This is a genomic window from Streptomyces sp. NPDC051041, from assembly GCF_044456065.1.
Lineage (GTDB): Bacteria > Actinomycetota > Actinomycetes > Streptomycetales > Streptomycetaceae > Streptomyces > Streptomyces glaucus.
Genome location: NZ_JBITFM010000014.1, coordinates 56,710 through 79,737, shown reverse-complemented (window position 1 = coordinate 79,737; position 23,028 = coordinate 56,710). Strand labels below are relative to the sequence as shown.

20 protein-coding genes and 1 tRNA gene are annotated in these 23,028 nt (G+C 68.2%); 4 read left to right on the top strand and 17 right to left on the bottom strand.

Annotated elements, in window-relative coordinates:
- Positions 1-250: 250 nt before the first annotated feature.
- The 5 genes from thrC to ACIBAI_RS21275 form a co-directional block, all read right to left on the bottom strand.
- A complete protein-coding gene (gene thrC, locus ACIBAI_RS21295) occupies positions 251-1,309 on the bottom strand; it encodes a threonine synthase (RefSeq protein ID WP_344603621.1) in 1,059 nt (352 codons plus the stop codon).
- Between the two features lie 6 nt (positions 1,310-1,315).
- On the bottom strand, positions 1,316-2,644 hold the full coding sequence (locus ACIBAI_RS21290) for a homoserine dehydrogenase (RefSeq protein ID WP_399036391.1): 1,329 nt from the start codon (positions 2,642-2,644) through the stop codon (positions 1,316-1,318).
- Between the two features lie 161 nt (positions 2,645-2,805).
- Positions 2,806-4,197: a diaminopimelate decarboxylase gene (lysA, locus tag ACIBAI_RS21285; RefSeq protein WP_399036389.1), complete on the bottom strand. Its 1,392-nt coding sequence runs from the start codon at positions 4,195-4,197 to the stop codon at positions 2,806-2,808.
- A gap of 15 nt (positions 4,198-4,212) precedes the next feature.
- A complete protein-coding gene (nrtL, locus tag ACIBAI_RS21280; RefSeq protein WP_399036388.1) occupies positions 4,213-5,328 on the bottom strand; it encodes an ArgS-related anticodon-binding protein NrtL in 1,116 nt (371 codons plus the stop codon).
- A 267-nt stretch (positions 5,329-5,595) separates the two neighbouring features.
- Entirely contained in the window at positions 5,596-6,156 is a 561-nt protein-coding gene (locus ACIBAI_RS21275; RefSeq protein WP_399036485.1) for a response regulator, read from the bottom strand.
- 239 nt (positions 6,157-6,395) lie between these two features.
- Here ACIBAI_RS21275 and ACIBAI_RS21270 point away from each other — a divergent pair.
- Positions 6,396-6,467 (top strand) — tRNA-Arg (locus tag ACIBAI_RS21270).
- A 262-nt stretch (positions 6,468-6,729) separates the two neighbouring features.
- Here ACIBAI_RS21270 and ACIBAI_RS21265 read toward each other — a convergent pair.
- The 8 genes from ACIBAI_RS21265 to ACIBAI_RS21230 all read right to left on the bottom strand — a co-directional run bounded on the left by ACIBAI_RS21265 (position 6,730) and on the right by ACIBAI_RS21230 (position 12,245).
- Complete coding sequence (locus ACIBAI_RS21265; protein ID WP_399036387.1) at positions 6,730-8,118, bottom strand: tyrosine-type recombinase/integrase; 1,389 nt, start codon at positions 8,116-8,118, stop codon at positions 6,730-6,732.
- The gene (locus ACIBAI_RS21260; RefSeq protein WP_399036385.1) at positions 8,115-8,327 is read right to left on the bottom strand and encodes a helix-turn-helix transcriptional regulator; all 213 of its coding nucleotides are present in this window, start codon (positions 8,325-8,327) and stop codon (positions 8,115-8,117) included. Before ACIBAI_RS21260 ends, ACIBAI_RS21265 begins: the two co-directional genes overlap by 4 nt.
- Complete coding sequence (locus ACIBAI_RS21255; protein ID WP_399036384.1) at positions 8,317-9,687, bottom strand: replication initiator; 1,371 nt, start codon at positions 9,685-9,687, stop codon at positions 8,317-8,319. Before ACIBAI_RS21255 ends, ACIBAI_RS21260 begins: the two co-directional genes overlap by 11 nt.
- The gene (locus ACIBAI_RS21250; protein ID WP_399036381.1) at positions 9,684-9,944 is read right to left on the bottom strand and encodes a hypothetical protein; all 261 of its coding nucleotides are present in this window, start codon (positions 9,942-9,944) and stop codon (positions 9,684-9,686) included. The genes ACIBAI_RS21255 and ACIBAI_RS21250 overlap by 4 nt, the downstream gene beginning before the upstream one ends.
- Before the next feature lie 104 nt (positions 9,945-10,048).
- The gene (locus ACIBAI_RS21245) at positions 10,049-10,339 is read right to left on the bottom strand and encodes a hypothetical protein (RefSeq protein ID WP_399036380.1); all 291 of its coding nucleotides are present in this window, start codon (positions 10,337-10,339) and stop codon (positions 10,049-10,051) included.
- 32 nt (positions 10,340-10,371) lie between these two features.
- Entirely contained in the window at positions 10,372-10,566 is a 195-nt protein-coding gene (locus ACIBAI_RS21240) for a hypothetical protein (protein ID WP_399036377.1), read from the bottom strand.
- Between the two features lie 12 nt (positions 10,567-10,578).
- The gene (locus ACIBAI_RS21235) at positions 10,579-11,688 is read right to left on the bottom strand and encodes an FtsK/SpoIIIE domain-containing protein (protein WP_399036484.1); all 1,110 of its coding nucleotides are present in this window, start codon (positions 11,686-11,688) and stop codon (positions 10,579-10,581) included.
- 209 nt (positions 11,689-11,897) lie between these two features.
- A complete protein-coding gene (locus ACIBAI_RS21230) occupies positions 11,898-12,245 on the bottom strand; it encodes a hypothetical protein (RefSeq protein WP_399036376.1) in 348 nt (115 codons plus the stop codon).
- 207 nt (positions 12,246-12,452) lie between these two features.
- On the opposite strand from ACIBAI_RS21230, the gene ACIBAI_RS21225 reads away from it, so the two are divergent.
- Positions 12,453-13,193 (top strand): GntR family transcriptional regulator, encoded by a 741-nt coding sequence (locus ACIBAI_RS21225; RefSeq protein ID WP_399036373.1) that lies wholly within the window; start codon positions 12,453-12,455, stop codon positions 13,191-13,193.
- A gap of 504 nt (positions 13,194-13,697) precedes the next feature.
- On the opposite strand, the gene ACIBAI_RS21220 is transcribed toward ACIBAI_RS21225, so the two are convergent.
- Positions 13,698-15,080 (bottom strand): ATP-binding protein, encoded by a 1,383-nt coding sequence (locus tag ACIBAI_RS21220; protein WP_399036371.1) that lies wholly within the window; start codon positions 15,078-15,080, stop codon positions 13,698-13,700.
- Between the two features lie 469 nt (positions 15,081-15,549).
- Between ACIBAI_RS21220 and pglX the strand changes: the two genes are divergently transcribed.
- Positions 15,550-19,161 carry a BREX-2 system adenine-specific DNA-methyltransferase PglX gene (pglX, locus tag ACIBAI_RS21215; RefSeq protein ID WP_399036368.1) on the top strand — a complete coding sequence of 1,204 codons (3,612 nt, stop codon included), beginning with the start codon at positions 15,550-15,552 and terminating at the stop codon, positions 19,159-19,161.
- Between the two features lie 160 nt (positions 19,162-19,321).
- Here the strand turns inward: pglX and ACIBAI_RS21210 are convergent, their stop codons facing one another.
- From ACIBAI_RS21210 to ACIBAI_RS21200, 3 genes are all read right to left on the bottom strand, one after another.
- Positions 19,322-20,224 carry a hypothetical protein gene (locus ACIBAI_RS21210; protein ID WP_399036367.1) on the bottom strand — a complete coding sequence of 301 codons (903 nt, stop codon included), beginning with the start codon at positions 20,222-20,224 and terminating at the stop codon, positions 19,322-19,324.
- Between the two features lie 202 nt (positions 20,225-20,426).
- The gene (locus tag ACIBAI_RS21205; protein ID WP_399036365.1) at positions 20,427-21,248 is read right to left on the bottom strand and encodes an endonuclease domain-containing protein; all 822 of its coding nucleotides are present in this window, start codon (positions 21,246-21,248) and stop codon (positions 20,427-20,429) included.
- Positions 21,249-22,094: 846 nt separating this feature from the next.
- Entirely contained in the window at positions 22,095-22,394 is a 300-nt protein-coding gene (locus tag ACIBAI_RS21200) for a transposase (RefSeq protein ID WP_399036496.1), read from the bottom strand.
- 168 nt (positions 22,395-22,562) lie between these two features.
- Between ACIBAI_RS21200 and ACIBAI_RS21195 the strand changes: the two genes are divergently transcribed.
- A complete protein-coding gene (locus tag ACIBAI_RS21195; protein WP_399036364.1) occupies positions 22,563-22,925 on the top strand; it encodes a DUF4352 domain-containing protein in 363 nt (120 codons plus the stop codon).
- The last annotated feature ends 103 nt before the right edge of the window (positions 22,926-23,028 follow it).

Below are 23,028 nucleotides of genomic sequence, written 5' to 3'. Positions count from 1 at the left end.
CCGGGGCCGCTGCCGGCCGCCCGCTTCCGGGCCACAAAGACGGCGCGGCCCGTGCCGTATGCGTGGCATATGCGGCGGGCGGGTTCGGTACAGCCTATCGAAGGAAGGTTCTGTGGCGACATAGGGCGCACAGGAGGCGCACGATGCGTGTCGTAAGCCCCCTGTGCATCCGCCATAGGGAATGTCCCCGGGTACGCGTCCTCTTACGCCCGCTCGTGCGGAAACCGAGGCCCTCGTCGTACCGGCTCGCTCACACCAGGCCGAGGCGCTCGGCCGCCGTCGCCGCGTCGACCGGGACGGTGACCGGCTGCGGGGCGCCGGCGACGGCCCAGTCGGGGTCCTTCAGGCCGTTGCCGGTGACGGTGCAGACGATGCGCTGGCCCGGGTCGACCTTGCCCTGCTCGGCGGCCTTCAGCAGACCGGCGACGGACGCGGCCGAGGCCGGCTCGACGAAGACGCCCTCCTGCGCGGCCAACAGGCGGTAGGCACGCAGGATCTCACGGTCCGTCACCTCGTCGATGAGGCCGCCGGATTCGTCCCGCGCCGCGAGCGCGAACTGCCAGGAGGCCGGGTTGCCGATGCGGATGGCGGTGGCGATGGTCGACGGGTCCTTGACGACCTCGCCGCGCACGATCGGGGCGCTGCCGGAGGCCTGGAAGCCCCACATGCGGGGGGTGCCGGTGGCGACGCCGTCGGCGGCGTACTCCCGGTAACCCTTCCAGTAGGCCGTGATGTTGCCCGCGTTGCCGACCGGCAGGACGTGGATGTCGGGGGCGTCGCCGAGCATGTCCACGATTTCGAAGGCGGCCGTCTTCTGCCCCTCGATGCGCACCGGGTTGACCGAATTGACCAGCGCCACGGGGTAGTTCTCGCTCAGCGCCCGCGCGAGCGTGAGGCAGTCGTCGAAGTTGCCGTCGACCTGGAGGATCTTCGCGCCGTGCACGAGGGCCTGGCCCATCTTGCCGAGCGCGATCTTGCCCTGCGGCACGAGCACGGCGGAGACCATCCCGGCCCGCACGGCGTACGCGGCCGCGCTGGCGGAGGTGTTGCCGGTGGAGGCGCAGATGACCGCCCGGGCCCCCTCCTCCTTGGCCCTGGTGATGGCCATGGTCATGCCGCGGTCCTTGAAGGACCCCGTCGGATTCGCGCCCTCGACCTTGAGGTGGACCTCGCAGCCGGTGCGCTCGGAGAGCACCTGCGCGGGCACGAGGGGCGTGCCGCCCTCGCGGAGCGTCACGACCGGCGTGGTGTCGGAGACCGGCAGCCGGTCCCGGTACTCCTCGATGATTCCGCGCCACTGGTGGGTCATTGCTGGTTACTCTCCTTCAACCCGCATCATGCTGGCGACACCCCGCACGGTGTCGAGCTTGCGCAGCGCCTCGACGGTCCCGCTCAGAGCGGCGTCGGACGCGCGGTGGGTGACGACGACGAGGGAGGCCTCGCCGTCCTGGTCGACGGCGACCGCGTCGCCACTGCTCTGGTTCCTGCCCTGCTGGCGGACGGTGTCGATCGACACGCCGTGCTCGGCGAACACGGTGGCCACCTGGGCGAGGACACCCGGTTTGTCGGCCACGTCCAGGCTGATGTGGTAGCGCGTGACGACGTCGCCCATCGGGGAGACGGGCAGTGCGGCGTACGCCGACTCGCCCGGCCCGGTCGCTCCGCTGAGCCGGTTGCGGCAGACGGCGACCAGGTCGCCGAGCACGGCGGAGGCGGTCGGGGAACCGCCGGCGCCGGGGCCGTAGAACATGAGCTGCCCGGCGGCGTCCGACTCGACGAAGACGGCGTTGTAGGCGCCGCGGACGCTCGCCAGCGGATGGCTCAGCGGGATCATCGCGGGATGCACGCGCGCGGTGACCGACTCCCCGTCCGCGGTCCGCTCGCAGATGGCGAGCAGCTTGATGGTGCAGCCCATCTCCTTGGCGGAGGCGAAGTCGGCGGCGGTGACCTCGGTCATGCCCTCGCGGTGGACGTCGTCCAGGCGCACGCGCGTGTGGAAGGCGATCCCGGCGAGGATGGCGGCCTTGGCGGCGGCGTCGAAGCCCTCGACGTCGGCGGTCGGGTCGGCCTCCGCGTACCCCAGGGCGGTGGCCTCGTCGAGCGCCTCCTGGTATCCGGCCCCCGTGGAGTCCATCTTGTCGAGGATGAAGTTGGTCGTCCCGTTGACGATGCCCATCACCCGGTTGATCTTGTCGCCGGCGAGGGACTCGCGCAGCGGCCGGATCAGCGGGATGGCGCCGGCCACGGCGGCCTCGTAGTAGAGGTCCTGGCCGTGCTCCTCGGCGGCGGCGTGCAGGGCGGCCCCGTCCTGGGCGAGGAGGGCCTTGTTGGCGGAGACGACGGAGGCGCCGTGCTCCAGGGCGGTGGTGATCAGCGTCCGCGCGGGCTCGATCCCCCCGATCACCTCGACCACGACGTCGATGTCCCCGCGTTTGACGAGCGCGGTGGCGTCGGTGGTGACGAGGGCGGGGTCGATGCCCTGCCGGACCTTGCTGGGCCGCCGCACGGCCACGCCCGCGAGTTCCACCGGGGCGCCGATTCTGGCGGCGAGGTCGTCGGCGTGCGTCGTCATGATGCGCGCCACCTCTGAGCCGACCACTCCACAGCCCAGCAGCGCCACCTTCAGCGGACGCGTACGCATCATCCGACCTCGTTTCCTCATACCTTCTACGGTGCCCTCAGTCTCACTCACCGGACGGGACTTTCTGCCCCTCGTCCGGATCGTGAGACATCGATTTCATCCCCGCGGGGCTGGAAGACCGAAGATCTTCCAGCCCCCGAAGCTCCGGATCTCTTCCCCGCCGCTCACCCGACGTCGAGGCGGAGCAGGTCCTCCTCCGTCTCGCGGCGGACGATCGCCCGCGCCTCCCCGTCCCGCACCGCGACGACGGGCGGCCGCAGGACGTGGTTGTAGTTGCTGGCCATGGAACGGCAGTACGCGCCGGTGGCCGGCACCGCGATCAGGTCGCCCGGCGCCAGGTCGGCCGGCAGGAACGCGTCCCGCACCACGATGTCGCCGCTCTCGCAGTGCTTGCCGACGACCCGCACCAGCATCGGCTCGGCGTCGGAGGTGCGGGAGACCAGGGCGACGCTGTACTCGGCGTCGTACAGGGCGGTCCGGATGTTGTCCGACATGCCCCCGTCGACGGAGACGTAGGTGCGCAGCCCGTCGAGCGGCTTGACGGTGCCGACCTCGTAGAGCGTGAAGGCGGTGGGCCCGACGACGGCCCGCCCGGGTTCGACGGAGATCCGCGGGGTGCGCAGCCGGGCGGCCTCGCACTCGCGGGTGACGATCTCGGTGAGCGCCTTGGCGATCTCGTGCGGCTCGCGCGGATCGTCGTCGCTGGTGTACGCGATCCCGAGCCCGCCCCCGAGATCGATCTCGGGCAGCTCGATCCCGTGCTCGTCCCGGACGGCCTTCAGCAGCCCGACGACGCGGTGGGCGGCGACCTCGAACCCGGACATGTCGAAGATCTGCGACCCGATGTGGGAGTGGATCCCGACGAGTTCCAGCCCGTCGAGCTGCAGCGCCCGCCGCACGGCCTCGGCGGCCTGCCCGCCGGCGAGCGGGATCCCGAACTTCTGGTCCTCGTGGGCGGTGGCGATGAACTCGTGCGTGTGGGCCTCGACCCCGACGGTGATGCGGATCTGGACCTTCTGCCGCCTGCCCAGGGACTGCGCGATGTGGGCGACGCGGACGATCTCCTGGAAGGAGTCGAGGACGATCCGCCCGACGCCGGCGCGGACGGCCCGCTCGATCTCCTGCGTCGACTTGTTGTTGCCGTGGAAGGCGATCCGGTCGGCGGACATGCCCGCGGACAGGGCGGTGGCCAGCTCGCCGCCGGAGCAGACGTCGAGGTTGAGTCCCTCCTCGTCCAGCCACCGCACGACGGCCCGGGACAGGAACGCCTTGCCCGCGTAGAAGACGTCGGCGCCGGCCCCGAAGGCGGTGCGCCAGGCCCGGGCCCGGGCCCGGAAGTCGGCCTCGTCGAGGATGTAGGCGGGGGTGCCGAACTCCTCGGCGAGCGTCTTCACGTCGACGCCGCCGACGGTGACGACGCCGTCGGCGTCACGGCCGACGGTGCGGGCCCACACCTTCGCGTCGAGGGCGTTGAGGTCGGCGGGCGGCGCGGCGTAGTGCCCCTCGGGGAGGACATCGGCGTGACGGGGCCCGGCGGGGTGCGCGGAACGGCTCATTTCTGGCGTGCTCTCTCAGAGATGGTCGGGTGCGTGGATGCCGAGCAGGGACAGGCCGCCGGCCAGCACCGTCCCGGCGGCTTCGGCAAGGGCGAGCCGGGCACGGTGGGCGGCCGAGGGTTTCTCCGCACCGCGCGGGAGCACGCTGGGCAGGAGGGGCAGGAGGGCGTCGGCGACGGTGACGAGGTGCCGGGCGAGGCGATCGGGGCCGCGGTGCCGGGCGGCGGCGGCCAGGGCGCGGGGGTGGTCGGCCAGGGCGGGGAGGAGGCGGGTGGCCGGGCCGGTGAGGGGGCCGGGCTCGGGCCCGAAGCCGAGGTCGGCGGCGTTGCGGAGGAGCGCGCGGGCACGGGCGTGCGCGTACCGGACGCGGAAGAGGGGGTTGCTCTCGCGCTGCACGAGGTGCGCGTCGGTGAGGCGGGGCCGGTCGTGCGGGGCGGGGTGGAGCAGTGCCCAGCGGGCGGCGTCGCGGCCCAGGACGAGCGGGTCGGCGGGGGCGGGGACCGGGCGCACGTCCTCGGCGGCGCCGCCGGGCGGAGCCGCCGGAGCCGGGGAGCCGTAGGCGTCGACGTGGACGCCGAGGAAGGCCTCCCACTCCGGCTCGGGACGGTCGTCGCAGGTGACGCGGACGGAAAAGCCCTGGGAGCGGAGGATGCGGGCGGCGGCGTCCGCGACGACGAGGGCGCGGACCTCGCGGGGGCAGCGGAGCTGTACGGCTCGGGCTGCCGCGGCGGCCCGGCCGGGGTCGCCGCCGTAGGCGCGCTGCCCGCTCCCGGGACCGGGCGGGCCGCCGGCGTGCCCGTACCGGACCCCGCACCGCAGGATCTCCTCGACCAGGGCGACGGGCGCGGTCCGCCGGAGGCTGATGTTGAGGAATCCGGGCCCGGTGACCACGACGTCGGCGATGCCGTCGGCCCCGGCGAGACGCGGCCGGAGGATCTCGGCGACGCGCCGGGGCGGCTGCCCGGCGGGACGGGCGAGCTGGAGGGCGATGTTGGTGGCGTAGTCACCGCAGCCACCGGGCCCGGGAGGCGTGACGACGGCTCGCGCAGGAACGGTGACGCTCAGCTCCCCCTCGTCGACAGCGCGACGTACCGCGCGCAGCACGGTGCGGGAGAGCTCGACGGGGGTCACGGGACAAGCGTAGGGGAGGAGGGGGGTGAGCAGGCGAACCGGTTTGCGTGAGGGTCCGGCATACGGACGACCCGGCGGACGACGGGGGCGGCCACCGGGCGGGACCGCCGGCTGCGCGCCCGGTGGACGAGAGGGCGGTCATCGAGCGGAACCACGGGCTGCACCGCCCCGGCGGACGACGGGGGCGGCCACCGGGCTGAACCGTCGACTGCGCCACTCCGGCACAGCCGGCGACTGCGGCGGGCGGGCGCGGCTCCGGGCGCCGGCTCAGGCGCCGGCCTGCCCGGCGCGCTCGGGGAAGTCGCTCCCCTGCTCGGGGAACCCGCTCCCCTCACCCCCGCCATCCGGCCCGCCGCTCCCGAGGACGTTCCCCGGGGCCGGACCGCTCCGCCCACCCCGCACCGGACCGCACACCGGCCCGTCCGCGTCGTGCCGCCCCTCGACCAACTGCCGCACGAGCCGCACGAGCTCCGTCGGCTCGAAAGGCTTGGTGAGAAAGGCGTCGACACCGACATCGAGGCCGGTGTCGACCTCGTACCGGGTGCACGCGCTGACAATGGCGACGGGAAGATCCCGCGTCCGGGGATCGGCCCGCAGCCGGGCCGCGGTCCTGAGCCCGTCCAGCCTGGGCATGACGACATCGAGGGTGACCACGTCGGGCCGCACCTGGTGGACGACATCCAGACACTCGGCACCGTCGGCCGCGGTCACGACCTCGAACCCCTCCAGTTCGAGATTGACCCTGATCAACTGCCGGATGACCTTGTTGTCGTCCACAACAAGCACCCGGCCGGAAGCGCCTGGCACAACTCGAGAGTAGGTCCGCACCGGCCATCGCGTCCGGGTTTTCCCCACTTCCGCCCCGTGCGAGCGACCCACCGGCCACCAGGCTGACGCCGCCTTTCCCCGGCCCGCACCCGACACCCCGGCCCCGGCCGACACCCCGGCCCCGACCCGCCGACGCGGCATACGACCGCACTCCCGCGCCGGCCTGCCGGAAACCCGTTCATGACCACCCCGCCGGAGCTGGTAATGTTCTACCCGTCGCCGCGAGAAGCGCCCGACACGCCCCCGTAGCTCAGGGGATAGAGCAACGGCCTCCGGAGCCGTGTGCGCAGGTTCGAATCCTGCCGGGGGCACACTGTGTAAGTGTGTCGAAGACCCCGCCACCAGCGAGTTCGCTGGGTGCGGGGTCTTGTCGTATGCGCAGGCGGGTGCGGCCGGGAGCAGCCGTTTGCCAGTGATCACGTTGTAATAGCGTGTTGATCTTGAAGGGCTTCGCAGCAGGTCGGAAGGCATCCCACCCACCTCCGAGCGCGGCCCTGTGGACCATACGTGGACGGGCGGGAGCCCCGGACCGTTCCCGGTCCGGGGCTCCCGTTCGCCGGTCGTGCGGTTGCGTCAGTCCGCGGTGTGGTCCTCCTCCCCCAGTCCCTGCATGATCCGGTCGTTCATCTCCTGCTCCTGGCCGTCGATGCACTTGGCGTAGATCTTCAGCAGGACGTCCACCGAGTGGCCCGCGCGGGCGGCGACCTCTGGAGCGGGCACTCCGGAGTTGAGCCACTGGGAGACGCCCGCGTGGCGGAGGTCGTACGGCCGGAGCGCGAGGACCGACGCCACCTGATCCGGGACGAGCGCCAGTTCCCGAGCCCGCTTCCACGCCCTGGAGTACGACGAGGCCGCGATCACGTTGCCTCGCTCGCTGGAGAACAGCCGGCCGTCCTCCGCCGTGCCGAACTCCTTCAGGTGCTCACGGAGCAGACGGACCAGCGGAGGCGGAATCGGCACGATGCGTACCTCACCGTGGGCCCGCTGCTTCAGGCCGCGCCGGTCGTGCGCCTCTCCGGAGTCCGTCCACGCCTTCCCGGCCGTGGGACGGGTCTCCGCCAGCTCGATACGGCCCCAGCCCGACGCCGGCAGCGTGCAGTCGGAGCGACGCAGCCCCAGCGCCTCCCCCGGCCGCATGGCCGCGTAGTACAGGCACCCGAAGAACGCCCGCAGCCGTCGGCCGCTCGCCCGGTCGTAGCCGCCCACGTACGTGAGCGCGGTCAGCAGCTCCCGGGCCTGCCGAGGGTTGACCACCACCCGGCGGTCCACCTCCTGCACGGCCCGCTTCCCTCGCTTGCGCCGAACCCGGCTCAGCGGGTTGGACGGCAGGTGTTCCAGCTCGACCGCGTACTCCAGTGCGTTGAAGACGACCGCGCGCCGCCGCCGGTACGTCTGGGTGGCAGCGGGCCTGCCGTCGAGCCTCCGCCCCAGCGCATCGATCAGTTCGTGCGCGCGAGTGATCTCCTGGAGCTCCCCGACCGGCAGCGACGCCTTCTCGATCCACCGCACCGCCGCCGCGATCTCCTCCGGCCGCTCCCGCTCCCGACGAGGGACCGGGAGGACGTACGACCGCAGCGTCCTCCGCAGGACCTCCGGAGCGGGCCGCCCCCGCCCCGGCTTGACCAGGACGGGAACGACCGTCGCCAGCGCGTCCGTCATGCTGTCCCGCTGCTTGGCCGACGCCTCCGCCCACCGGGCGTCCACGTACTTCACCGCCAGGTCGAGGAAGGACAGGGCGGCTTTGCCGCCGCGCAGCGAGTCGGGCAGGCCGGTGACCGTGTCGAACGGTTCTCCCTTGTCGAGCGCCCGCACCAGCTTGGCCCGGAAGCGGTCGGCCAGTGCCTTGGTCTTGTGCGACTCGCTGAACGGCTGTCCGTCGACCACCCAGCGCACCAGGTAGGTCGGCTTCTTGGTGGTCTTGTTGACCGAGAGCTTCCAGACGGAGACCTTGTACGACTTCACGAGGCCGCTCCCTCCGCCCGCTCCTCCAACCAGTCGTCGAGCACGTCACGGCGGACCCGCAGCTCCCCGTTGGGCAGCCGGATACAGGCGGGGGCGATGCGCAGTTCCCGCCAGCGGTAGAAGGTGCGCCGGGAGATGCCGCCCAGTTCGTGCAGGACCTGCGGCACGGTGAGCAGTTCGGCCGGCTTGGTACGGCTCTCACGCGCCATGGCGACCACCGCCCTCCCTCACGGCGGCGGCCAGGAGCGCCGCCTCCGGCGAGTAGCCGCGCCCCGCGTAACGCCAGCGGCCGACCGTGACCGTCGAGTGCTCCGGCAGGCCGAGCAAGGCCCGCTGTTGCTCCGCGCGGTGGTCGGCACGGGCCTGCCGGAGGGCGGTCAGCGTGGTCGAGTAGCGGCGCGACTTGGTGGAGAAGTGGCCGCCGTACCCGAGCATGTGGGCCCAGCTCCGCAGCCCGAGGGACGCGAACTCCGGCAGGCCGCCGAGCCACCAGCACGTGCTGATCATGCGCAGCACATGAGCACGTACCGGCAGCATGACCATGTCGCGTGCGCGGTGAATGCGGCCGTCCACCGCGCCGGCGGTCTCCGCCCCCTTGGTGGCGTACTTCGCGATGTAGCCCGCCACGGCCGCAGCGGGAGCCGGCCGCTCCCCCGTTGCCCGCCCGGACGAGGTGACCGGCCGTACGTCGACCTGGGTGCCGAAGCGCAGCACCCGCGGGCCGAGGACCTCCGCGCCCGGAGCGGTCAGCCGTACCCGTCCGGCCACGGACCGGACGGCGTCGGCCAGGAGGGGCACCGTGGCCCAGCCGGGCGGGGCCGAGTCGGGTCCGTCCGGTCCGTCGAGACGGATCACGGCGTGGAAGTGGACCAGGCCCCGCCGCTGGTACTCGGCGACCTTCGCGTACGAGAGCCGGGCGACTTCCCCGAACTCCGTACGCGACAGCCCGGCCCGCCGGGCGACCTCCCGCCGCAGCTCCAGCCCGAACCGGTGCCAGAGCCGGCCGGCGAAGGCGTGCCAGAGGACGGCCCCCGCGTAGTCGTAGCAGCGCGGGCAGAGCGGTTCCCCGAGCCGGGGATCGTCCGCCGCGTGGCGCTCACGGCATCCGGCCGGCCGCCCGTGCGGGCAGCACTCCCCCGCCCGCCGGGGACGGCAGACCCGTACGCGCCCATCGTGCTCCCGGCGGGTGTGGACCGGGCCGAAGCCGGGAGCGGTGAGCGTGGCGAACACCCGCGGGTGACCGCTCACCGCCTCCGGGACGCTCTTGCCGCCGACGAGCCCGGCCCGGACGAGTTGGTACGTGTCCGCCCGGTACAGGCCGGAGCAGGCCGGACAGACCACCGCCCGCCGGTTGCCGCACGCGGTGAGCAGGCGACCGCCGTAGACGTCCGACCCGTAGGAGAGCAGGACCGCGCCGGTGGTGGTGTCGTAGACGGTTGCCGCGCCGACCAGGTGAATCGGGTTGGTGCAGCCTCCGAGGCGGACGATGTTCCGGCGCCAGGCCGCGAACTCCGGCTCCGACGCCCTGGCGACGAGGGCGGCGGCGCTCTTCGGAAGGGCCATGGTCATCGGCGACCACCCCCACCGCCGAACGCCTGCCCCATCACGGCCGAAATCCCCTCCGGCCGGGTCTTGGCACTGAAGCGGAGTGTCGGGTCCGTGAGCCAGAGCGCGGCGGCGTGCCCGGGGCACAGGCGCTGCTCGACGTCGTCGAGTCCGACGAGGACGATCTGTTCTCGTCCGGCGCAGGTCGAGACCTCCGCTTCGCGCTGCCTGAGATCGCAGTCGGGCAGCGGGGATTTGCGCGAATGGTGCGCGGTGGACAAAGTGTGAGTGCTCCTTTCACTGCTCACGTGGCGGATGGAGTGGGTTCCTGACGGGGTCGGGTTTGGCGACTTCGCGCCCCGTCGGGAGCCCGTCGTGCGGGCGGTCACTGCCGCTCCTCGGGAGGCACCCCGACGACGGCGTACGAGATCGGCCCGAAGTCGCGGCGTGCGTGGAAGTAGCCGCGGCCGGTGTCCTCCGTCGGCACGCCGAGTGGAGCGGCGACGGATTCCACCCCGTCCCGGCGCGCGGCGGAGTCGGGCGCGTCGACCAGGACGGCGAAGGACGCGTAACGCGGTACGGCGAGCGCCGGATGAGCGGTCAGGAAGTCGATCAGCTCCCGCAGACCGGCCAGGAAAGCGGCACGGTCACCGGAGCGGATGACGTGGTCGGACACGGGGAGTCCCCTTCTCGGGTCGGTGGCTTGTTTCAGAAGCGGAGCTGGCCGAGGAAGCCGCTGACGCCGTCGAGGAGCGCTTGGACGAGCGGCGCGGCCACGGTCCGGGCGAGCAGGAAGCCGAAGGTTCCGCAGAGCAGCAGGTCCGCCCACCGCAGGTACCGGATGCGGAGGAGGAACCAGATCAGCAGACCGAGCAGCAGAACGGCGGACATGGACACCAGCACGGCAGGCCCCTTTCACAGCGCTTCGACGTGCAGTTCAGGCAGAACGGGAGTCAGGTGCGCGTACTCGGCGGCCACGGCCTCCGCATCGGCCTCCGTGATCAGGTGCGACCGGGCGCGTTCCCAGCCGTCCCCGGAGGCGAGGACGGCCGTACCGGCCTGTTCTGGGGTGATGGCCTGCGCCGCCTTCAGCGCGTCGGGGTTGAGGTCCCCGAGCGCCATCTCGGCCGTACCGGGGTCGGCCACGCGGTGACAGACCCGGCCGCCCAGTTGGGCCCGTAGCGCGGTGACGCCCGGCCCCAGGTCGGAGCCGACGCGCTGGCCGGCGACTACGAGGAACACCCCCAGGGCCGCGCCGAGTTGGGCCAGCCGGATCAGCGCCGTGCCGGCCGCCTGCGCTTCGTCCTTCTCGTTCCGGCTCGCCACGAGGAACAGCTCCGCGATCTCGTCGACGATCACGACGACCGGGACCGGACGTTCCTTGTCCGGCAGACCCCAGATGTTGCGGACGCGAGCCGCCCGGCACAGGGTCATGCGGTCGAGGGTCAGATCCACGAGCGCGGTCAGCAGCCGGACCGCTTGCTCCCGGTTGGTCGCGAGGGCGGACAGCCGCGGCTCGTAGAGGGACAGCTCCATGCCGCCCTTGCAGTCGATCCCGACGAGTGCGACGGGCTGCGGAGCGAGGCCCGCCACGAGGGCGTTGATCAGCGTCGACTTGCCGGAGCGGGTGGCCCCGACGATCAACCAGTGCGGTACGCGCCGCAGGTCGACCACCCACGCGGCCCCGGTCTCCAGCGCGCCCACGGTCACCCGGAGCAGCCGGCCGGGCCCCCGCCGCTTCGGCACCCGGGGAGCGGCCAGCGGGTCGGCCGCCGAGGCGACGATCCGTACGACTCCCGGCTTCCAGGAGGTCACCCGCACCGCGTGCACCTGCCAACCCTCCGCCAGGGCGGGTGCGGCTTTGACGAAGTCCTCCGGCACCTGGCCCGGCAACAGCCGGACCAGCAGCAGGAAACCGCCGGGGGTAGGGCGTATGAGTCCGGGACGGGGCACGCGCGGTTGCGGCGGGGGCGCCCCGTTCCCGACGAGCCCGGACACGACGGTCAGAGCCGGGCGACGGCTCACGGCGAGTCCGCATCCCGCCATCAACGGCCGCCAGGTGCGCACCACTCGGAGGGCCGCGGCCGGGAAACCGAGCAACACCCACCAGGCGGCGGGGTAGCGGCGGCGCAGGGCCAGGCCTGCGAGGAGCAGACCCGACACCAGCACTGCGGCCACCACCAGAACCCAACTCGGCCCGGTCGCCCCGGCCGAAGCGGTGGAGGCCAGGTTCCTCACTGCCCGGCCCCCTTGCCCGCCGGAGCGGGAGCGTTCAGGGGCCGGATCTCCGCCGCGCGGAACGCGATCCCGTGCCGCCCCTCGTTCTCCCAAGGCGTGGCGACCAGGTCCCGCACGGCCACCGGCATGCCGGTCTGCACACCGGTCGGCTCCCCGGCCACGCTCACGGTCACGACGTCCGCGGACGCCCCGGCCATCAGGCACAGGCCGACCTGGTACACGGTCTTGCCGGTCTCGCGGTCGACCCGGAGCTGACCGGTCTCACGGTTGGCGACCCGCGGAGCCGGGGGCACGGCGCAGATGATCCCCGTGAACTTCGCGGTGTCGATCGGAAGGCTTGCCACTGTTTCGGATCTCCTCATCTCTAACACCCGAAGACCAACCCTTCGGGTTGCTAGACCACCCGTACTACGGGTGGCGCCAGACCAGAGTGACGACCCGTAGTACGGGTTGTCAACCGTCCTGAGGTAGGGGAAGCTGCTTTCACTCGTGGTAGGCAGCTATCCACCGCGAAAGAAAGAAGTAGTTGACCACGGCCGTGGAGGGCCCGCATGCCGCCAAAGAAGACGCAGCCGAAGTACCGGCAGATCGCCGGCTACCTGCGCGAAGGCATCTTGAACGGAACCTTCCCAGCCGGCCAACCACTCCCCTCTGAGGAAGCCTTGGCGAAGCAGTTCGGCGTGACACGTCCCACGGTTCGTCAAGGGCTGGCCGAACTACGGGCGTCCGGTCTCGTCGAGGCCATCATGGGTCGCGGCACTTTCGCCCGTTCCCCCCACAGCCGTCCCGGTCTTACGCGCCCGCGTGGCGTACGGCGGACCTCTGACGGCCGGTACGTCGAGGCGGACGGCATCCGCTGGACCGACGCCGAACCCCCCGTGGCCACCCGCACCGACGCCCCGCTAGCTCTGGCGGACCTGCTCCGCATCCCGCCGGGTGAGCCGATGTTCACGTACGACGCGTTGCAGACCGCGGACCAAGGCCGCCTGCGCCAGCTCCACCGGACGTACGTGCCGTTCTCCGTCCTCATCGGCACCAAGTACGAGGAGGAGGCCCCACCGCCGGCGCCGGATCTTTACACCGCCCTCGCCGGTCTGTGCCACGAACTCCACTTCACGGAGTACGTCCGCACCCGCATGCCCCTACCGGACCAGGCCCAAGTCCTCCGACTGGCGGACGGAGTCCCCATGTTGCACGTCATCCGCGTGACGCTCACGGAGGCAGACAAGCCTCTGGCTCTAGAAGAGTTCCATCTGCCGGGTGACGAGTTGGAACTCTCGTTCAGGCTGTAGCGACTCTCGGGTGGCTCAGACTTTCTCTACGTCATCAAGCCCCGGCTGCGCTCCGCTCCGCCGGGCGCGCTTCCCGGCTCCGCTGCGCGCTGCGCTCCTGCCTTCGGCCCGCTCCGCGCACGCTGCACCGATGCGCGCCCACACGTGGATAGGGCCAGAGGCCATAAGTCGATCACCGCACAGTGCGACCCGCGGTCAAAGCCGATGCCTCCGGCGGGGGATCGGCCGGCACCGGGATGGAGGGGGCGCCGCTTCTGACTGCGGGCCCGTAGTGGCGTGCGCGGGGAGCTCCTATCCCGTCCACCGTCGACCCAGGCGAAGCCGAGCAGACGCGGTCCCTGGCGTCCAGGTCGTTCGTACAGTGGCGCGCTCCACCTGGACGCCAGGGACCACGCCCGCTCCACGGTGTGTGGGTCGACGGCGTACGGGATAGGAGCTGGAGGAAGCAGTGACTGCTATAGCAGGAAACAGCCCGCTGTAGCCCAAAATCCGTCGAACGATTCCTTACACGGAGCCATCCCCCTTCTTCTTGAGCTGATAAGCATACCCACGACCAGCGGTACCCGGCTTGTGCTCAATTTCATCCGCCTGAATCAGGCTTTCGAAGATTTTTTTCATCTTGCTCTCACTGCCAACACCCGTCAGCTTCCGAGCCTCCTCATTCTTGATGGAGTCGTTTACCTTAAGATACTCGACCACCCGCTGGGCCGGGGAAGCCAGGCTTTCGTGGCGCACAGTAACGAGTACCGAATTACCTTTTTCTTCGATAATCGGAGAACGTAGGTTTAACTTTTTCATCGACTCGAAGGCAGTATTAAGACCTTCGCCAACATCCTTGTTGGGCGGGTTAGGGAACCGGTTCAGGTGGCGTACAAGGTATGGATTGCGACTAAGTCGCTCATCGAGGATGTTTTTGGTTGTGATATGACCCGGCAGTCGACCTGGACTCTGAATCTCGATTCTATTCTCAAAGATTCGAATATGAATGTCATCCGTAATGGAGTAATCCCGATGCAGGACGGCGTTAGTGATAATTTCGTGCAGTGCCTCACGTGGGTACTTCACACTGCGCAGGCCGTCTTCATCGAGGAAGGCGGCGGCTGCGACTATCTCCACCGTTCGGTCCACGGCATCGTAGATCTGCTTGTAGAGCGGACCCTCGATGGTGGCCGGATCCTCTACAAGGCGATCACGCGACTGTTCCTCGCTGCTATATCGATAGATCTTGATGCCACATCGCTTGGGCAGGAAAGCTTGCGGTTCGTCAGCGAAGAGGAGTCCAGCCGCTACTACTGGTTTTCCCGAGACAAGCAGATGCTGCTTCCTAAGGTACGTCTCCGGTTCCGTGACGGGCACCGCACTCAGGAGGTATTCAAGGATTGCTTCCGAGTTGGTTACAACCTCGATGTCGATCGGAAGAGTTTCAGACTCGAAGGATTCAATTCCCTTCTGTCTGCGCAGCGCAGTTATGGCATCATCCGAAGTTACCGGAGCATTTTGAGCGCTGAGGCGTTTATAAATTTTCCCGTCGGGCGTCTTGCGAATAACTCGAGACTTGCGCGCGTTGATGTGTAGAACATAACCCGGAAGCTCCTCCGAGTAAAGGAACTCGGCGTCTATGTCGGTACCGAAAGGAGATACGTCCTCAAGTGCGTGAATCACTTGATTGGCATCCTCAGGATCCGCGAAACCGTCCCAGGAAAAACCTGCGGATGACTCGTTGACCCCAATATACAGATCGCCACCATCCGCATTGCAGAACGCAGAAACAGCCCTTGCTACCTTAGCGGGGGGGATTCTTTTATCCTTGAAGTCAAGGAAGTGCCCTTCCTGTCGCGCCAGGAGTGTTGCGGCTTGCTCCTCAGAAATTTCAACGGTCTCGAACAATTTTCCCCCTGCTCAGGTGCCGTCTCGTAAAAACTTTGCGGCAGCGCATGGCCGTCTCTTAGACCCCACACGGTATCTCTCTCCGTGCAACCCAAATTATACGCATCGTGACTTGCCAACAGGGCGTGGCCACGTCAGCCATGCGGGACCACTGCCCCGTCTGCTGGGCCGCCCGATGGGAGCCTGCAACGGCAGGTGTTGACTACCAGCGACAGGTACGCAGACCGACACCCTCGGGTCACCCAAGCCGACCTGCGATATCGGACGCACCATGCCCAAGCACGCAGATCATGCGTTTGTCAAGGTCGTCGGTTGGGGTTGACACCAACAGCGGCGAACAGCGGCGGCTTATGGTTTGGCGCAGTCGCCGAAACTGCACCAACCTTGACGGAGCCCTTCCGTAACAAGTCGCTCCTGGGATGAGCAGTAGCATGCAGAACTCTTGTAAAGGTGACCAGGGAGAGGTGCTGTGATCGGCCGCAAGGCTCTGTTGGATGACCTGAAGCAGCAGGTCAAGGCGGTCGAGACCGACTTGGGCAAGCAAGTCAAGGCACTCGGTGAGGTCCACGCCCGGCTGCGCGCCGAGTACGACCAGGCCCGCAAGCTCGGACGTACGGCCGCGACGTGGAACTCGTGGCTGGACGAGCGGATCACGCAGGTCGCGGTGGCCTGGGTGCTGGGCACGGTCTTCGTCCGCTTCTGCGAGGACAACCAGCTGATCCCCGAGCCCTACCTGACCGGTCCGGACGATGACCGGCGCGAGCTGGCGGAGGCCCGGTACGACGCCTACGTGGAGACGGACGACAACCCGACCTACCGCGGCTGGCTGGAGAAGGCGTTCGACGAACTAAGCACGGGTCAGGCGGGCCGCCTGCTCTTCGACAAGCGGCACAACCCGCTGTACCAGATCCCACTCTCGCACGACGGCGCGCGTGAACTGGTCGAGTTCTGGCGCCGGCGCGACGAGGCGGGCGTCCTCGTCCACGACTTCACCGACCCGCTGAACGAAGACGGCACGGAGGGCTGGGACACCCGCTTCCTGGGCGACCTGTACCAGGACCTGAGCGAGTCCGCCCGGAAGACGTACGCGCTGCTCCAGACACCGGAGTTCGTGGAGGAGTTCATCCTCGACCGGACGATGAACCCGGCGGTGCGGGAGTTCGGGTACGAGGAACTGAAGATGATCGACCCTACGTGCGGGTCGGGGCACTTTGTGGTGGGGGCGTTTCGGCGGTTGGTGCGGCTGTGGGCTGAAGGGAAGCCGGGGCGCGATGCGCATGAGCGGGTGCGGGAAGCGCTGAACTCGGTACACGGTGTGGACATCAACCCGTTCGCGGTAGCTATCGGTCGGTTCCGCCTGCTGGTCGCGGCCATGGCGGCGAGTGGGGTGCGGACGTTGGGGGATGCGGCCAAGTACGAGTGGCCGATTCATCTGGCAGTCGGGGATTCGCTCATCAAGGCGCGCCGCTCCCAACAGGGCAACCTGTTCGGAGAGGTGGACGAGGCTATCGCAGACGAGCTGGCCGAGTTCAAGTACGCCACGGAGGATGTACACGAGTACCCGGACATCCTGCAAGCGGGGCGCTATCACGTGGTGGTCGGGAACCCGCCCTACATCACGGTGAAAGATAAAAAGCTCAATGAGCTGTACCGGGAGCTGTATCCGACGTGTGCCGGCACGTACGCGTTGTCGGTTCCGTTCGCACAGCGCTTCTTTGAGCTGGCCAAGCGCGGCGATGCCCAGGGGCACGGATACGGCATGGTCGGGCAGATCACCGCGAACTCGTTCATGAAGCGCGAGTTTGGAACGAAGCTTATCGAGGGTTACTTCGGGCACGCGGTCGAGCTGACCGAGGTTATCGATACGTCGGGTGCATACATTCCGGGGCACGGGACGCCGACAGTCATTCTGATTGGCAGGCAGCGGGGTGGGAGCGCGCGATCGGCAGTCATCCGAGCCGTCCGCAGCGTACAGGGAGAGCCTGCTGCACCGGAGAACGCCGAGGAGGGACTGGTCTGGCGGGCGATCGTCGAACAGATTGATCAGCCAGGTTCGGCGAGCCAGTGGGTGTCCGTGGACGACCTGGACCGCAAGAAGTACTTCGGTAGACAGCCCTGGATTCTCACCGACGGTGGCCTTGAGATGGTCGATCAACTGAATAGTGGCGCAGAAATGACTCTGTCGATGATCTCTGAGGAGATCGGAGCAGGTGCTGTTACGCGGGAAGATGAAGCATACATGGTTGGCGCCGGAGCACTGCGGCGTCATAGAATCGCGCCAACTCATCAACGAAGCCTCGTGGAAGGCGGAGAGGTTCGGGATTACTCGATCAACGATCCAGTGCTGTCGCTATGGCCCTACCGTGAGACTGACCTAGAAGCCGACGCGCCACCCAGCGTTGAGCGTATGCTCTGGCCTGCTCGAATTTATTTGAGAAGAAGAATTGCCTTTGGCAAGACTCAACTTGAACGCGGACTAAGATGGTATGAGTATTCAATGTTCTTTAGGAGGCGATATAAAGCATCCTTTTCAATCGCATTTCCATTCGTTTCTACGCATAACCACTTCGTTCTGAATCGTGATCGACAAGTGTTCATCCGTACTGCACCTGTCATCAAGTTGCGAGAGGGGGCGAGCGAGGAAGCCCACCTGTGGCTGCTTGGGATACTCAATAGTTCTACGGCTGGATTTTGGCTGAAGCAAGTCAGCCATGACAAGGGCATCCGTGGAGAGGGTGGCGGTTTTACCAGCGACGACTGGGAGCGGTTCTTTGAGTTCACTGGCACTAAGCTCCAGGAGTTCCCTCTCCCAGCCGAGCACCCTTCCGCCTTTGCCGCAGCCCTCGACACCCTTGCCCAGCAACTCTCCGCTATCTCACCCTCGGCCTTCATCGAAGGGGACGCCCCCGCTGCTTCCGCGCTCCGCGAGGCGAAAGTTCGTTGGACGGCTCTCCGTGCCCGAATGATCGCCCTACAGGAGGAACTGGACTGGCAGGTCTACTCCCTCTACAATCTCCACCCCGAAGACCTCCGCGTATCCGAAAACCCCGACGACCCCAATATTCCCGAACTCGCCCTCGGCGAGCGCGCGTTCGAGATCATTCTCGCCCGCCGCGTAGCCGCGGGCGAGGCCAGTGACGAGTGGTTCAAGCGGCACAACTCCAAGCCCATCACCGAAATCCCCGCCCACTGGCCGGCGCCCTACCGGAAGATCGTTCAGAAGCGCATCGACGCCATCGTGTCGAACCGGGCCATCGGCATGGTCGAACGACCTGAGTACAAGCGCCGCTGGGCGACCGAGGGCTGGGACGCGCTGCAGGAAAAGGCCCTGCGTTCCTGGCTGCTGAACCGGATGGAGAAGCGTGACCTCTGGTTCGACGGGAACGGCCAGCCGATGATCCTCACCCTGGCCCGCCTCACCGATGCGCTCTCCCGAGACGAGGACTTCGTCTCCGTGGCCAAGCTCTACGCGCCCCGCAAGGAACTCGCGAAGGTCGTCGCCGAACTGATCACCGACGAGCATGTGCCGTTCCTCTCGGCCCTGCGCTACAAGCCCTCCGGGCTGAAGAAGCGCGCCGACTGGGAAGAGGTGTGGGATCTCCAGCGCAAGGAGGACGCCGCCCCGGACGAGCAGACCAAGCGGAAGATCCAAGGCTCCATCCCAGTGCCGCCGAAGTACACCTCGGCCGACTTTCTGCGCCCGTCCTACTGGAGGGCGCGCGGCAAGCTGGACGTGCCCAAAGAGCGGTTCATCTCCTACGGGCAGACCAACGCCGCCACTCCGGACCTCTACGGGTGGGCCGGCTGGGATCACAAGGAGCAGGCGCAGGCGCTGGCGACGTACTTCACCAACACCGCGCTGTCCACCGAGGAGATCACGCCGTTCCTCGCCGGCCTGCTGGAACTCCAACCGTGGCTGTACCAGTGGCACAACGAGTTCGACATGCTCTATAGCGGCTCTCCTGCCGACTTCTTCGCCGGTTACCGCCAGCAGAAGCAGGGCGAGCACGGACTTACCGACGACGACCTTCGCAACTGGAGGCCCCCGGCCGCAACCCGAGGCAGGGCCAAGAGGGGATAGGGCCGACGGCGAGCTGCCGGCAAGTTCGGGTAGGCAGTTGGTCACGCTTGAGCGGCTCCGTGACCTCGAATTTTGGCCGTTTGGAGTGGGTGGCTCGCTTGTAAAAGTGAGCCACCCACTCTAAATTGGTCTGCCTGTTGGTCAGACTGACTTTGCCCGCTCAGTTGGCGATGTGGGTGCGGTGCCAGGAGTAGAAGGGTGCGCGGTGGGGGCCGTAGTCGGCAACGGTGCGGCCTTCGAGAGCCTTCGCTGCGGCAGCCAGGTCAGGGGTGGTGTTGCTCTTCGAGCCGGCGGCGATGGTGCCGTTGTCGGTGACGTACACGTAGCCGTGCTCGAAAAGCTCGTCGCAGCCGATGAGACAGGCGGGCATGATGTTGGCCATCATCAGCCGCTCCTGGCGGCTGGCCGCGCTGCGCCGCTTAATGTGGGCGGCGCGGATAAACCGGGTGGGCAGGACACGGCCGCACAAGGCACAGGCCGCCTCGGTGGCGCCACCGAGCAGGTTCCTGCGGAGCTTGGCCTGCTCCCGACGGACGAGTACCTGGGCGACGGCGCTGTCGGCGCCCTCGTGGTCCACGGTCGCGTCGCCCGGAAGGGCAGGAGCAGGCGAGAGCGCGTCGGCGAGCTGGGCGACGGCTGCGATACCAGGCTGGAGGACCGCGGCCCCCTGCTTGTTGGCGGACAGACGCAGAGCTTCCATGGCGTCGGTACCGAGGGCGGTGCCGTGCACGTTCTGTTCTTCCTCGAGGACGTCGATGCCGATGCGCTCGGGGTAGTCGTCGTCCGGCCAGACAAGGGTGCTGTCGGTGAAGTAGGGCCGGCTGACCTGGGTAACGATGACACGCTGCAGGATTGCGTTCGCCCATCCGCCCGGAGCAACTCGGCTGTTGGGCCCCCGGTGCCCCAGGACGAGGAAGTCGCCTTCGGTAAGGGACTGGACTGCCTGGCGAGTGCCGGCACGGTCGAGGGCGCTGCGGCGCCATCCCCACAAGCCCTGGTCGAGCCCGATTTCAAGGTTCTCGCGGGAAGGGCTGGGTACGTAGATGTACGCGGTTTTGGGCATGAGCTCTCCATCACTCGGCCTCCCTTTGGGGAGGGTGCAGTGGACTACGCCAGCAGCGAGTCCGTGGACTGGAAGTGGCGTAAGTTGCCCAGGAATTGGGACGGCGGCCATCGTACAGGAGACCGATCCAGAGGGGTGGCGGCAGGAAGCGAGTCGTGAACCCAAGGTTCGGTCGCATGTCCCGCTACCGTCAGCCAGCGTGCTAAAAGGGCTCACCGAGGGGCTTGTTGGAGCGCCAGTCAGCAAAGGACCCATCCCGTGAGCGGACGCCGGTGAGATCTCCGTGGAACAGCACCGCTGCCTCTGGTCTGTGAGCAGGAGGATCGGTTAAGTAGGCGTTGGCGTGATCCCAGGTCTGCAAGTCGGCAGCGAGACTCTCGTACCAAGCCAAACCGCGGGTGTTGCAGTCCTGGCACAGCAGTCCTCGTACGCACTGTCCGCAAGAGGTTGGGCCGGGACAGCAGCGATGATCATGATCAATGTGCCACCATGACGGCCCTTCCATCGAGGAGTCGCCTCCCAGGCGGCGACAGAGGGGGCAGGTGTCATCCTGAACTCTAAGGATTGCATTGACACGAGCACGTGTCAGGTTGTGTCGTCGTGACTGCCGTTCAGCGTTGCGGCACTGCGAACATACCCTTCCTTTGGGTCCCGCATCGACCCGCCAAAGCTTGTCGAAGCACACCTTGCACGGTTCCAAAGTATCAACCCATGCATCGAACTCTTCACTTGTCAGGGCGACGATCTCGTCGTTTGTTAACCAGGCCACAAGCCGCAGGATAGACGGCGCCACTGACAGCTGGTTAGCTGCCGCTGTAAGGTTTGTCCTGTCGCTCGTTGTACGGACCGCACAGCTGTTCCACCTGCTATGCGCAACGAGAGGTGTGAGGCACGGCGAGTGTCTAACTGCGTGACAACCGCGGACAGCTGTAGACGTCAGCGAACCGGGCCTTGACCCGGAATCTTGGACACGGGCTATGCGGCTTGGGCAGGGTAGTTGATGTTGTGTCGAGTGCTGTCTCATAGGCGATGGGGCTGCGTTGTCCGAGGCGGGAGTGACGGCGTCGGGTGTTGTAGCGGTGCAGCCATCGGAACGCGTCGAGGCGGGCCTCGCGCTCGCTGGACCAGCGCTTTCGGCCCTGGAGGGTCTCACGTTTGAAGGTCGCGTTGAAGGACTCGGCGAGCGCGTTGTCCGCGCTGGAGCCGATCGCGCTCATGGACTGGCGGACACCGGCCCTGCGGCAGGCGTCGGCGAAGGCCCGGCTGGTGTACTGGGCTCCGTGATCGGTGTGCAGGACCGCTCCGGTGAGGCTGCCGCGGGTTTGTTCGGCGGCGGCCAGGGCGTCGGTGACGAGGCCGGTGCGCATGTGGTCCGCGATCGCCCAGCCGGCCAGGCGGCGTGAGGCGAGGTCGACGACGGTGGCCAGGTAGAGGAACTTCTCGCCCTCCACGGGGAGATAGGTGATGTCGCCGACGTACTTTGTGTTCGGCTTGCGTGCGGTGAAGTCGCGGCCGATCAGGTCCGGGGCCTTCGCCGCGGCCGGGTCCGCGATCGTGGTGTGGTGCCTGCGACGCAAGCGCACGCCTGCCAGGCCGATGATTCGCATCACGCGCGCGATCCGCTTGTGGTTGACCCGCTCGCCCGCCTCGCGGAGCTCGGCGGTGATCCTGGGGACGCCGTAGGTGCCGTCCGACTCGCGGTGCACAGTCCGGATCCGTGCGGCGAGAGCGGCGTCGGCCGCCTGCCGGACGGCCCGGTCCGTGGCCGTGCGGCGCCAGTAGTAGAAGCCGGAGCGGGCGATGCCCAGGACGGTGCACAGCCGCTTCACGCCGTAGCGGCGCTGGTGGTCGGCGACGAACTGGAAGCGGTTCACCAGCGCGTCTCCCCGGCGAAATACTTCGCCGCCTTCCGCAGGATTTCGCGCTCTTCCTCCAGCTCACGGACCTTCTTCCGCAGAGCGGCGTTCTCCGCCTCCAACCGCGTCGGCGGCTCGGCCAGCGCCTCCGCCCGGCGTCCCCGGGGCCGGCTCGCTCCGGCCGCCCGGACCCAGTTCCGCAGGGTCTCGGGGTTGATCCCCAGATCGGCGGCGACCTGCCTGATCGTCGCCTCGGGCCGCGACTGGTACAGCGCGACCGCGTCCGCCTTGAACTGCGGCGGATAGTTCTTCATGACCACGAGATGTCCGTTCTCAGATTCTCAGGATCCAGTGTCTCGTGTGTCCAGGATCAAGGGTCAAGGCCCCCCGACAGCTCGACCCCGAGCCCTACTCCTTCAGCCAGCGCAACGCGGAAGGCGCTGAAGCTCGGGGACACGGCGAACGTCAGCGCCGAAGCCAAATTGAGCGCCACCGCCCTGACCTACAGGGACGAGGGCATCAAAGACTCCCTGAGCCTGCTGAACACGGGTCAGAAATGGGCGACACTAGAGGTGAAGGTCTGCAATAAGGGAAGCAAACCGATCGAAACCACGCCGTTCGTATGGTCACTGGCTTACCCGGATGGAGCCCGGGTGGAGCCGGCCGGAACGACCGCGGGGGATCTACCGCAGCCGCTGTACCCGATGAACGCAAAGGTCGGCTCAGGCGACTGCGTGCGAGGGAACATCGCGTTCCAGGTATCGAAGGAAGGGCGCCCGGAGCGGGTGCTATACAGCCCGGGTATGCTGGATGAGCCGGTGGAATGGCAGATCAGCAAGGGCTGAGTGCCACCCGTTCAGGTACAACGACGTGCCTGCCGCCCGGGGCGTAGCATGGCGTCGAACGGCTGTCACGTGGCCCGCTCTCCGCAGCCCGGACGAGGATTTG